Origin of the sequence: Thermodesulfovibrio sp. 1176 (assembly GCF_029946585.1) — a bacterium.
Lineage (GTDB): Bacteria > Nitrospirota > Thermodesulfovibrionia > Thermodesulfovibrionales > Thermodesulfovibrionaceae > Thermodesulfovibrio.
Genome location: NZ_JARZRZ010000003.1, coordinates 240,714 through 252,389, shown reverse-complemented (window position 1 = coordinate 252,389; position 11,676 = coordinate 240,714). Strand labels below are relative to the sequence as shown.

Here is an 11,676-nt window from a genome sequence, read left to right as displayed (position 1 = left end):
GAGGATTTTTATGCGTCGAGCAAAGATAGTTTGTACAATTGGACCATCATCTGAACAAAGAGAAACTATCAGACAAATGATATTATCTGGAATGGATGTAGCAAGATTAAATTTTTCGCACGGAAATCACGATTGGTTTAGAAAAATAGTCAAAATCATTCGTGAGGAATCTGAAAAATTAGGCAAAGCAGTAAGTATTATCCAGGATTTACAAGGTATAAAAATAAGAATTGGTGAGGTACAAAATGGTGAGGTAATATTAACAGAAGGGCAAACAATTGAAATATTTCCTGGAAATCAATTATCTAATGAAAAAAAGCTCTATATTTCATATCCTTCCCTAATAGAAGATGTAAAAGCAGAAGAAGAAATTCTTATAGATGACGGACTTCTTAGGATAAAAATAATTGAAAAACTATCAGATAGATTAATAGGAGTTGTTGTTGAAGGTGGAGTACTAAAATCTAAAAAAGGAGTAAATCTCCCTTTTACAAGAACAACAGTAAGCTCTTTTACAGAAAAAGATCAGGCGGATCTATTATTAGGGATTGAAATAGATGTAGACTATATTGCAATCTCTTTTGTAAGAAATAGACATGATATAGAAAAAATCAAAAAATGGGCTAAGGAAAAAAATATACTACTTCCTTCGATTATATCTAAAATTGAAAAAAGAGAAGCCCTGAAAAACATAGAAGAGATTTTAGAATTAAGCGATGGCATCATGGTTGCCAGAGGTGATCTTGGCGTTGAACTATCACCTGAGGAGGTTCCAGTATATCAAAAAATGTTAATTGAATTGGCAAATCAAAAAAAGAAGATTGTAATAACTGCTACACAAATGCTTGAGTCAATGAAAGAACATTCAAGACCAACAAGGGCAGAAGCAAGTGATGTAGCAAATGCAGTTCTTGATGGTACTGATGCATTGATGCTTTCTGCCGAGACAACAGTTGGTAAATATCCAGTTGAAGCAGTTAGAACAATGGATTCAATTATTAGATTTACAGAGGAAAGATTAGGAGAAAAAATCCTTCCATCTTTTAAAGTAAGTAACTATTTTCCTGAAGCAATTGCATCAGGTGCTGTAAGAGTAGCACAAGATATAAATGCTAAAGCAATTGTTGTATTTTCTCATTCTGGATTCGCAGCATTACTTATATCAAAATTAAGACCTAAAATGCCTATTGTTGCCTTTACTCCTGATTATAAAGTTTATAGGAAACTTTCATTACTATGGGCAGTTATACCTATGCACATACCACAAAATATTGATTTTATTGATAATGCTTTTTTAAGGGAAACAGAAAAACAATTGAAAAGTTTAAATCTCGCAATGGATGGTGACGCCGTTGTTTTTGTAGCAAGTTCTCCCTTTATGGGAAATAAAAATGTCATAAGACTTCATAGAATTGGTGATTCTCTATAAAAGCATATCATTATAAGGATAATTTTTAATATAAGTTATAAACTCCTCTACAGCAGGTGAAAGAATTGAATTTTTAGGCAATACAATATAAAAATCTCTTTTGATTTTTCCCTCTTTAAGTTTTAAAATCTTCAAATTACCACAGGAAACCTCTTTTCTAATTGCCCATTTAGAAACAATAGAAAGCCCCATTCCTCTTTCCACAGCTTCTTTAATTGAACCTGTTGAACCTAATATAAGAGCAATATGAAGGTCTGAAATACTTAATCCATGTTCAGCAAGAAATCTCTCTATTATTACTCTTGTACTTGATCCTTCTTCTCTTATTACAAAGGGCTCCTTTACAACATCATATATTGATACTGACTTTTGATTACATAAAGGATGATCAGCAGAACAAATTACGCACAATTCATCGGATATAATAGATTCAACAGAAAATTTACTTTTTCCCGGCATCTCCGAAATTATTCCAAAATCAATCATGCTTGAATTTAGCATTTCCAAAATTTTTTTTGCATTTCCAATTGATACACTTACTCTAATCTTTGGATGTCTTTTTTTGAAATCTACAGCCACCGCAGGCAGAATATAATTTCCAACAGTTGTACCAGCTCCAATTTTTACACATCCTTTTATTAAACCAGTTATTTTACTTATTTCCTTAGCAGCCTCAGCATATAAGGTTAAAATCTGCTTTGCATATTTATAAAGTATTTCACCTGCTGGAGTAAGAGTGATGCTTCCTGAAGAACGATCAAACAATTTAGTTTCATATAATTCTTCAAGAGCCTGAATCTGAAGACTAACAGCAGGCTGCGTAAGATGAATAATCTCTGAAGTTTTAGAGAAACTCTTTGTTTCAGCTACTGTGCAAAATACCTTTAATTTATGATCTTCCATTAGCAAATTTATTTTAGCATAAAAATTTTTAATAGGCAAGATAAAGTATACCTTAATACTTGACAAGTATAATACTATTTATTTTATTATAAAATAAACTTATAGGGGGGTTAGGTATAATGGAAAAAGATAAAACCAAACTTATCCAAAGATTAAGAAGAATTGAAGGACAGATTAGAGGACTGCAAAGGATGATTGAAAGTGGAAGAGCCTGTGAAGAAATTATAACTCAGTTTGCTTCAATTAATGGAGCTTTAAAAGGAGCAGGATTTTTAATTGTAATGTATTATCTAAATGACTGTTTAACACGTAAAGCAGATTCTGTAGAAAACCTTGAAAAGGAAATTGAAAAGGTTATAAAAACTTATATATCTTCAATGTAAGGAGGGTTAAAATATGCCACTGTATGAGTATAAGTGTAAACAGTGTAATATAACTTTTCAGGTTTTGAAATCAGTGAACAAAAGAGATGAACCTGAAAAATGTCCAAACTGCGGAAGCAATCAAACATATCGATTAGTTTCTTCATTTATAACTAATACTGTGAGTTGCGATTCCTTTAATTACGCAGGTAGTTGAAAAATAAGATAATCGGCAGTTTGCCGAAGGAGGTAAAAATGAAGCTATCACGAAGAGGATTTTTGGCTTTTTCTGGAGCAGTTTGTGGTTCCCTTATTTTAGGAAATGATGTTGAAGCTAAAGAAGGCAAATATGCTGTGCTTGTAGACCTTACAAAATGTGATGGATGCAAGTACGAACCTGTTCCAAGATGTGTAAAAGCCTGTAGACAGTACAATCAAAATAGATTTCCAGAACCCCAAAAACCAATTCAACCTTACTGGCCAAGAAAAACCTATGAAGACTGGTCTGACAAAAGAGAAAAACTTGATACACTCACTCCCTATAACTGGATTTTTGTTCAGAAGGTAAATATTGATGGACAGGAGATTAATATTCCAAGAAGATGTATGCATTGTGATAATCCACCATGTGTTAGAGGGTGTCCTTTTGGAGCATTGACAAAGCAACCTGAGGGAAACTCTGTTATTAATGATAAACTCTGCTTTGGTGGAGCAAAATGCAGAGATGTCTGCCCATGGCATATTCCACAAAGACAAGCCGGAGTTGGAATATATTTACAGATTCTTCCTAAATATGCAGGTGGTGGCGTTATGTATAAATGCGATCTATGTAAAGATAAAATTAAAAAAGGTGAAGAACCAGCCTGTGTGATTGCTTGCAAGGAAAGACTCGGACAGCAGGCAGTTTTTACCTTTGGTGAAAGAAAAGCTATTTATGAATTGGCTTATAAAAAAGTCAAAGAAGAAGGGCTTTACATTTATGGAGACAAACAAAACGGAGGAACTTCAACACTTTATCTTTCAAAAATCCCCTTTGAAAAAATAGAAAAGGCTTTAAAAGAAAAGAAAGAAAGATTTCAGATGTCTGTAAATGTAGAAAATAAAATAGAGTCAAAATTTAATTCTATTGGTAAAATTGTTTTATCTTCAGGAATTATTTCAATGATTGGAGCAGTAATAGGAGCTCTTTCTTCTAATAAAACAAAAAAGGAGGATGAGACAGATGAAAAATAAAATAAAAAGACACACCCTTATTGAAATTATTGAACACTGGAGTATAGCTCTGTCAGGAATAGTATTACTTTTTACAGGACTTGGCTGTCTTCCCCTTTATAAAAGATATTACATAACCGAAATTCCTGGATTTGGATGGACTTCAGATTTTTACAATGTAACAATGGTTCATTATATTGCCTCTGTTGTTTTTGTAGCTGGAGTAATTTTCCATATTTTTTATCATGGATTAAGAAAGGATTTCGGACTGTTGCCTAAAAAAGGTGATTTATCTAAAAGTATTAAAGTTATTGCAGCAATGATTGGAATTGGGAAAGAACCTCCGTCAGATAAATATCTTCCTGAACAAAGAATTGCCTATGTTGGTATTGGGTTAATAATTTTAATTCTAACTGTTACAGGAATTATAAAAATACTCAAAAATCTTCAATGGATTGTTCTATCGCCAACTATGGAATCAATCAATACGCTGATTCATACTCTCACAGGATTTTTATTTATGTTTGCCTTTATTGTGCATGTTGGAACAGTTCTTTTATTTAAATCAAATTGGCCACTTCTTAAAAGCATGTTTACAGGATGGATAGATGAAGAATATGTTAAACGTAGACATTCAATATGGTATGAAAAAATTAAGATGCATTAATTTTAGGCAAAGAGCAATTTTTTCTGGTTTTATCGTAAGTTTCTCTGAAGATTAACAAAGTTTTTAACAAATTTTGTTTAAAAACAGAAAACCTAATAATTTTCAAGAAATTTCTTGCGTATGACCTCTCTGATTTTCTCATCAGAGGGGTCTGGTTCAGATAAAAACAACTCTATTAATCTTACTGAATTGTTTGAAAGGCAGTTTGGACATCTATCCTGTATATGAATTGTAAAACAATCCATGCAGAAAAGAGCTAATCTTAATGTTATAAAACATTTTCCAAATTTTTGTTTCAGTGTACATTTTTCTTCAATTTCATATATTTTAGTTTCCATGCTTAATCCAATTATAATACAATTAGTTCTAAAATAGATACAGAAAAATTTTTAATATTCACTATACAGCTTTTGTTCATACCATTTTCCAAATATATTCTTTAAATTATAGAGTTTACCCATAAATTGAGTTAAATTTCGAGAAAGTTTTATAGGCTTTTCCTTTGCAAAGGGAGTTCCTGAAAGAGGAATAAAGTAATGACTGTGAATTTTAACTTCTATATTCTTCTTGTGTCCAAGATTTATTAATGTCTCCATCAATTTTATAGTATCTGCCTGATCCGAAGCTGTTTCACCGGGAAGTCCAAAAATAAAATCAACATTTACAAAAAATCCTGCATTTATTGCATTATTCACTGCATTGTAAACATCTTCAACTGAATGACCTCTATGAATTTTATCAAGAATTCTGTCGCTTCCTGATTGAGCACCAATTGTTAAAGTTTTATTTGATATATATGGTTTTATAACTTCCAATGCTTCAGGAGTAACATGTTCAGGTCTTACTTCAGATGGAAAAGTACCAAAAAATATCCTTATATCCTTTGATAAAGATTTGATGCTTTTAAGAAGTTCTTCAACTGCTACTAAATTTAATGTTTTTCCATCCTCTGACGCATAGGATAAAGCATTTGGGGTAATAAATCTTAAATCCCTCATCCCCTGTTTAATAAAAATTTCCACATGTTTAAGGATGCTTTCAATGTTCCGATGTCTTGGCTTTGTTCCGAAAAGATAACTTGTTTGACAAAATTTGCAGGCATAAGGACATCCTCGAGTTATTTCAAGAGGTGAAAATTTTTTGTGTTTCAAACTCCATGCAGGATAATTATCAATATCAACTTTTTCACCATGAATTATATTTGGAAAAACCTTTCCATGCATTATTTTTTCTATTAATTCTGGGAAATTCTTTTCCCCTTCTCCAACAAAAACATAGTCAAAGCCAGCTTGAAGAGTCTCCTTAGGAGCACCTGATGGATGAGGTCCACCTGCTAAAAAAAGCGAATTAGGTGATACTGATTTAATTTTTTCTAAAATTTCTTTTATTTTTTCCCACTGAGGTGAACAAAAGGAAAAGCAAAAAATACCTTTTATCTCTTTATTCAAAATATTTTCAATATCAGTATCTTTAAAAATTTCAATTTCAATTTTATCAATTAATCCTGCATGCTCTAAAGAAGCAATTAAGACAGTTATGCTGTATCTGTTAAATTTTGTTTCATAGAAAAAAATTTTCATTTACTCTGAAGAAGTTCTTCAGCGTGAAATAAGGATCTTTCTGTTATTCTGCCACTTAACATCCGGGCAATTTCCTCTTTTCTTTCCGTATCAATTAATAACTGAACTTTTACAACTGTTTTTTCTTCTTCTGTTATTTTTTCAACCTTCAAATGATACTGAGCCTGTGAAGCAATTTGAGGTAAATGGGTTACACAAAGCACCTGATGATGCTTTGCAAGCTCCTTTAGTCTTCTTCCTACATTTTCTGCTGCAGTACCTCCAATGCCTGCATCAATTTCATCAAATATCAACGTCATTGATTTTACATTCCTTTTAGCCTCCTTAAGCTCAACACATTTAAGGGCAAGCATAAGACGAGAAAGTTCTCCGCCAGAGGCAACTTTACTTAAAGGCTTTGGAGGCTCTCCAGGATTTGCTGAAAAATAAAACTCCACATCATCCTTACCCTTTAAAGAAATCTCTTTTTCACTAAACCTTATTTCAAACTGAGGATTGCTGAATCCTACTTCCTTTAGTTCTTCAGTAACTTCTTTTTCAATTTTTTTACCAAGATTTTTTCTTTTTTGTGAAAGCTCTTCTGCCTTTTCATTTAATTGTGATTGAAACCTTTTTAATTCCTCTTCTAATTTTTTAACTTCTTCCTCAGAAATACTGAACATGTTTAATTCTTTTTTTATATTTTCTGCATATTCAAGAATTTCTTTTATTGAACCTCCATATTTTGATTTCAACTTGTTTATAAGTGCTATTCTTTCCTCTATCTTCTCAAGAGTAATAGGATCTGGCTCATAGCTTTCTTTGAGTTTTCTTAAAAAATGAATTACTTCATCAATCTGGGCAAGACTTGATTCAATAAGAACTTTTGGTTCCTCTGCTTTTGAGTCAAAACGAGAAAGATCCTTAAGAGTTGTTAGTGTTTGAGATAGATTTTCATAAACTGAATTTTTACCATCATAAAGAAGGCTGAAGGCTTTCTCAGAGAGTTCCTTAAGCTTTAAAACATTTTTAAGAATGCCTCTTTGTTCATTTAGCTCCTCTTCCTCTCCTTCTTTAATTTGAGCAGATTCAATCTCATTAAGCTGAAACTCCATGAGCTCCCTTTTTTGTTTTTTTGTGATTAATTCTTTTTTTAAACTATCAATTTTATCTTTTAAATCAATAACTTTTTCATAAAGGTTAGTAAACTCTTTTACTTCCTCATTTAATCCTGCAATTGTATCAAGAAAATCAATATGGTTTTCCTTCTTTAGTAGATATGTATGCTCGTGCTGACCATGAATATTTATGAATTGAGATGCAATTTTTACAAATCCCTGGACTGTATAAACTGAATCATTTATATAGGACCTTGTCTTACCATGAATTGAGAGAATTTTTCTAAGAATTACTAAGTCATCTTCTGAATCATCAATTTTTACATCAGTAAGGACAACCTCTATGACCGCTTCATCTTTACCATGTTTCACAAAATCGGAAGCAGATACTTTTTCTTTCAGTAAAACTCCAATTGCATCAACAATTATGGATTTTCCTGCTCCTGTCTCACCTGTAAGGACATTAAAACCCTCTTTTAATGGGATTGAGAGACTGTCAATGATTGCAAAGTTTTTGATCCTAAGTTCTTCAATCATTTAATAAGACCAGTGCTACGCAAAACCTCCGCAAGTTTTTGTTTATTTGCCTCAGACATCTCACATAGAGGAAGTCTGAATTCTTCTTTAATTTTACCCATCATTGCAAGAGCTGTTTTTACAGGTATTGGATTTGTCTCAATAAACATTGCTTTGTTAATTGGTTCAAGTTTATAATGAATCTCCCTGGCACGGGCAATATCTCCTCTTTCCCATGAATTAAACAATTCTGCCATATCTTTTGGACAAATGTTTGCAGTTACGGAGATAAAACCTTTTCCACCAAGTGCTAAAAGAGGAAGATTTGTAAAATCATCACCAGAAATAACAGCAAAGTCAGGGCCACAAAGTCTTATTATTTCGCTTACTTGCTTCATATCTCCTGTGGCTTCTTTAATTCCAACGATTCTTGGATGCTCTGCAAGTCGAGCCACTGTCTGAGGAAGCATATTCAGTGAAGTTCGTCCGGGAACATTATAAAGAATCATTGGTAATCCTGTTTTGTCTGCAATTTCCTTGAAATGTCTATAAAGTCCTTCCTGTGTTGGTTTATTATAATAGGGAGTTACTGAAAGAGAGCCATCGGCACCTAATTTTTCTGCTTTACTTGCAATCATTATTGCCTCTTCTGTTGAATTGGAACCTGTTCCTGCAATAACTGGTATTCGTTTGTTAACTACCTTTACTGTAATTTCAATCACCCTGTAATGTTCTTCATAATCAAGGGTTGATGCTTCACCTGTTGTACCACAGGGAACAATAGCATGGGTTCCTTCTTTTATATGCCATTCAATAAGCTTTTCCAAAGCCTTCTCATCAATCTTACCCTTCTTAAAGGGTGTTACAATTGCAACCATTGAACCTTTAAACATCTTATTCCTCCTTAAAAAGTTTTTATGAAATTATACCATAACTTAAAAATGTGATATAATTTTTTATGCAAGATATTTTTGAAATAATAAAAAGCAGAAGAAGCATCAGAAAATACAAAAAAGATGCTCCACCAGAGGATTTAATTAAAAGATGCATTGAAGCAGCCCTTTATGCTCCATCTGCAAGAAATTCACAGCCTTGGTATTTTATCATTGTTAAAGATAAAGAAAAGATCATGGAGATTTCAAAAGCCCAACCTTTTACAAAATTTCTTGAAGGCGCACCCTATGTTTTTATTGCCCTTGCTGATGAAAAAAAGAGTAATCACTGGCTTGAAGATATGGGATGTGCTTTAATGTGTCTTTTACTTGAAGCTCATTCCTTAGGATTGGGAGCCTGCTGGGGAGCAATCTATAATCCAGAATCTCAAGAAAGAGAAGATCATATAAGAAAAGTAATCCCCATACCTGAAAATATAAGAATTATTGCCTGTATAGGCATTGGCTATCCTGATGAAATACCTCATCCTAAAAAAGTTAAAACTCTCGAAGAAGTAATAATAAAAATTATATAATTTTAAGTCTTTTTAAAGACCTCTGCCCATCATCCATCTTTTTTGTCAGTTTATGAACAATACTTGACCTGCACCCCATTTTTGGAATAACAAAAGTGTGAATGTATAATAAAAATGGGAGTGTTTGTAATGAGACAAACAAAATATCCAGTAGAAAAAATCATCCAAATTCTATCTTAAGCTGAACTTCCAGGTAACTCTATAGCTGGAGTATGCAGAAAATACTCAATATCAAGAAGTGCCTTCGACAAGTGGAGACAGAAATTCAAAGGCATGTCCTCTTCTGAGGCAAAACGACTAAAAGTCCTTGAAGATGAAAACTTAAGACTCAAAAGACTCTTAGCAGAAAAGGAACTTGAAATACAGGTTCTTAGGGACATTGTTAAAAAAACTTTTGACACTTCAGGGAAACCACCTAAAATTGTTGATTGAAGAAAGTCTGTCTTTCGTTTATCTGTAATTTTAGGGACCAATATCGGGGGACCAAAAAGTCATGGACTTTTTGGGATGCTTTTGTCCCGAGGCATCATACTGAGGCGTTGCTGAATGAACTCATTCCAATTATATGATTACGAGGTTGTTCAAAACGCTGAAAAATAATGGCAATTTTTGATATACTTAAGAAAGATTTACTGAAAAAGGAGGTGAAAAAATGATTGATGAGGAAAGACTTGAAGAAGAAATAAGACAGGTTGCCTATGAAATTTATGTTAAAAGTGGCTGTATTCCTGGAAGAGATCTTGACAACTGGCTCGAAGCTAAAAGAATTATTTTTGAAAAATATGGGCTTATTCAATCAGAAGAATCTGAAGAAAAAACAGAAAAGAAAAAAACTAAGAGAGTATGCAAAAGAGGTTCCTCTACCAAAAGAGAAAGTAAAGAAAAAAGGAAAAAATAATGAAAGAAGCTTTATTTTATGAAAAACTCTCCGATGGAAAGGTAAAATGCGGACTTTGTAATCATCATTGTATAATCTCTCCAGATGCAAGAGGAATTTGTGGAGTAAGAGAAAACAAAGATGGCAAACTTTATAGTCTCGTCTATGGCAAAATAATTGCTTATCATATTGATCCAATTGAAAAAAAACCTCTTTTCCATTTTTATCCAGGGTCTGCTTCTTATTCAATTGCTACAATAGGATGTAATTTTAAATGCCTTCATTGCCAAAACTATACCATATCTCAATATCCAAAGCTTTACAAGGATATTCCAGGAGAATATTTTTCTGCTGAAGATGTAGTAAAAGAAGCAAGAGCAAGCGGTTGTAAAAGTATATCTTATACTTATACAGAACCGACTATTTTTCTTGAATTTGCATATGATTGCATGGTTTTAGCCTATAAAGAAAGAATTAAGAATGTATTTGTAAGTAATGGTTACATGTCTGAAGAAGCTCTCCGTTTCATTGCACCATATCTTGATGGAATAAATGTAGATCTTAAAGGAGACGAAGAATTTTATAAAAAAATCTGTGGTGCAAGGTTAGAACCTGTACTGAAAAACATAGCACTTCTAAGGGAACTTGGAGTATGGGTGGAAGTAACTACTTTAGTAATACCTGAACTAAACAGTTCCGAAGATTTTTTAAGAAAAACTGCTAAATTTCTTGTTTCTGTAGATCCTGCGATACCGTGGCATGTAACTCAATTTTATCCAACCTACCAACTGACAAATAAACCAAGAACACCTGTAGAGGTCTTAAAAAGAGCAAGACAAATTGGTTTTGAAGAAGGATTGAAGTTTGTTTATACTGGAAATGTTCCAGGTGAAGGAGGAGAAAATACATATTGCCCGAACTGTAAAAATCTTGTTATTGAAAGATTTGGCTATTTTATTAACAAAATAAATTTAAAGGGTTCCCGCTGTAATAATTGCGGAAACCCTATAGAAGGAGTTGGACTACCTTAAAGTTTATAATTAATTTTTCTTAAAAATTCCTTTCTGCGCTGACGGTCATCTTCTTTTTCTACTCCCTTTGGAGATGAACCGTCTATTACGCCCATTATTCCCCTTCCCTGTTCTGTTTCTGCAACTACGACTTCAAGAGGATTTGCTGTTGCACAATAGATATTACATACTTCCTGACACATTTTAATTGCATTCAAAATGCTTATTGGAAAAGCACCTTTTATTAGAATACAAAACACATGTCCTGCACCAATATTTAAAAGATTTTGTATACATGCCTCTTTGAGTTCTTCATCATTTCCCTCTGAACGAATCAAGCAGGGACCTGAGGCTTCTGTAAAAGCAACAGCAAACTTAGCATGAGGTATATGGGTTGCAAGTATCTCATACAAATCTTCAGCTGTTTTTATAAAGTGAGTCTGTCCAATAATAATATTACAACCATCTGGAATATTAACTTTTACGCTTTTAATTTCCATAATCCACCTCCAGGAAATAAATGATATGATTAATTATAACGAAAAATTTAATATT

15 protein-coding genes are annotated in these 11,676 nt (G+C 32.8%); 9 read left to right on the top strand and 6 right to left on the bottom strand.

The annotated features are described in order from the left end of the window. The first annotated feature begins 10 nt into the window (after window positions 1-10). On the top strand, window positions 11-1,429 hold the full coding sequence (gene pyk, locus QI155_RS07155) for a pyruvate kinase (RefSeq protein ID WP_068859148.1): 1,419 nt from the start codon (window positions 11-13) through the stop codon (window positions 1,427-1,429). Here the strand turns inward: pyk and QI155_RS07150 are convergent. After that, window positions 1,424-2,332 carry a selenium metabolism-associated LysR family transcriptional regulator gene (locus QI155_RS07150; protein ID WP_068859297.1) on the bottom strand — a complete coding sequence of 303 codons (909 nt, stop codon included), beginning with the start codon at window positions 2,330-2,332 and terminating at the stop codon, window positions 1,424-1,426. The two genes, pyk and QI155_RS07150, sit on opposite strands and share 6 nt — an antisense overlap. Window positions 2,333-2,451: 119 nt before the next feature. On the opposite strand from QI155_RS07150, the gene QI155_RS07145 reads away from it, so the two are divergent. The 4 genes from QI155_RS07145 to QI155_RS07130 are packed head-to-tail and all read left to right on the top strand — an operon-like array spanning window position 2,452 to window position 4,573. After that, window positions 2,452-2,715, top strand: coding sequence for a metal-sensitive transcriptional regulator (locus tag QI155_RS07145; protein ID WP_068859150.1), 264 nt, complete (start codon window positions 2,452-2,454; stop codon window positions 2,713-2,715). A gap of 13 nt (window positions 2,716-2,728) precedes the next feature. Beyond that, window positions 2,729-2,911, top strand: coding sequence for a zinc ribbon domain-containing protein (locus QI155_RS07140; RefSeq protein ID WP_068859153.1), 183 nt, complete (start codon window positions 2,729-2,731; stop codon window positions 2,909-2,911). Between the two features lie 38 nt (window positions 2,912-2,949). Continuing rightward, window positions 2,950-3,927 carry a 4Fe-4S dicluster domain-containing protein gene (locus QI155_RS07135; RefSeq protein ID WP_281321346.1) on the top strand — a complete coding sequence of 326 codons (978 nt, stop codon included), beginning with the start codon at window positions 2,950-2,952 and terminating at the stop codon, window positions 3,925-3,927. Beyond that, on the top strand, window positions 3,917-4,573 hold the full coding sequence (locus QI155_RS07130; protein WP_068859159.1) for a cytochrome b/b6 domain-containing protein: 657 nt from the start codon (window positions 3,917-3,919) through the stop codon (window positions 4,571-4,573). Before QI155_RS07135 ends, QI155_RS07130 begins: the two co-directional genes overlap by 11 nt. A 92-nt stretch (window positions 4,574-4,665) precedes the next feature. Here the strand turns inward: QI155_RS07130 and QI155_RS07125 are convergent, their stop codons facing one another. From QI155_RS07125 to dapA, 4 genes are read right to left on the bottom strand one after another with little or no spacing between them, the layout of a single operon-like run. Continuing rightward, entirely contained in the window at window positions 4,666-4,911 is a 246-nt protein-coding gene (locus tag QI155_RS07125) for a hypothetical protein (protein ID WP_281321345.1), read from the bottom strand. A gap of 51 nt (window positions 4,912-4,962) precedes the next feature. Further along, complete coding sequence (locus QI155_RS07120; protein WP_281321344.1) at window positions 4,963-6,153, bottom strand: TIGR04013 family B12-binding domain/radical SAM domain-containing protein; 1,191 nt, start codon at window positions 6,151-6,153, stop codon at window positions 4,963-4,965. Beyond that, window positions 6,150-7,787: a DNA repair protein RecN gene (gene recN, locus QI155_RS07115; protein WP_281321343.1), complete on the bottom strand. Its 1,638-nt coding sequence runs from the start codon at window positions 7,785-7,787 to the stop codon at window positions 6,150-6,152. The genes QI155_RS07120 and recN overlap by 4 nt, the downstream gene beginning before the upstream one ends. Continuing rightward, a complete protein-coding gene (gene dapA / locus QI155_RS07110; protein WP_068859171.1) occupies window positions 7,784-8,659 on the bottom strand; it encodes a 4-hydroxy-tetrahydrodipicolinate synthase in 876 nt (291 codons plus the stop codon). The genes recN and dapA overlap by 4 nt, the downstream gene beginning before the upstream one ends. Before the next feature lie 65 nt (window positions 8,660-8,724). On the opposite strand from dapA, the gene QI155_RS07105 reads away from it, so the two are divergent. The 4 genes from QI155_RS07105 to amrS all read left to right on the top strand — a co-directional run bounded on the left by QI155_RS07105 (window position 8,725) and on the right by amrS (window position 11,142). After that, on the top strand, window positions 8,725-9,234 hold the full coding sequence (locus tag QI155_RS07105; protein WP_281321342.1) for a nitroreductase family protein: 510 nt from the start codon (window positions 8,725-8,727) through the stop codon (window positions 9,232-9,234). A 201-nt stretch (window positions 9,235-9,435) separates the two neighbouring features. Beyond that, on the top strand, window positions 9,436-9,666 hold the full coding sequence (locus QI155_RS07100; protein WP_281321380.1) for a transposase: 231 nt from the start codon (window positions 9,436-9,438) through the stop codon (window positions 9,664-9,666). 220 nt (window positions 9,667-9,886) lie between these two features. Next, on the top strand, window positions 9,887-10,132 hold the full coding sequence (locus tag QI155_RS07095) for a DUF2934 domain-containing protein (protein ID WP_068859180.1): 246 nt from the start codon (window positions 9,887-9,889) through the stop codon (window positions 10,130-10,132). Continuing rightward, the gene (gene amrS, locus QI155_RS07090; RefSeq protein WP_068859183.1) at window positions 10,132-11,142 is read left to right on the top strand and encodes an AmmeMemoRadiSam system radical SAM enzyme; all 1,011 of its coding nucleotides are present in this window, start codon (window positions 10,132-10,134) and stop codon (window positions 11,140-11,142) included. Before QI155_RS07095 ends, amrS begins: the two co-directional genes overlap by 1 nt. Here the strand turns inward: amrS and QI155_RS07085 are convergent. Further along, window positions 11,139-11,621 (bottom strand): adenosine-specific kinase, encoded by a 483-nt coding sequence (locus QI155_RS07085; RefSeq protein ID WP_068859186.1) that lies wholly within the window; start codon window positions 11,619-11,621, stop codon window positions 11,139-11,141. The genes amrS and QI155_RS07085 overlap by 4 nt on opposite strands. Window positions 11,622-11,676 lie beyond the last annotated feature (55 nt).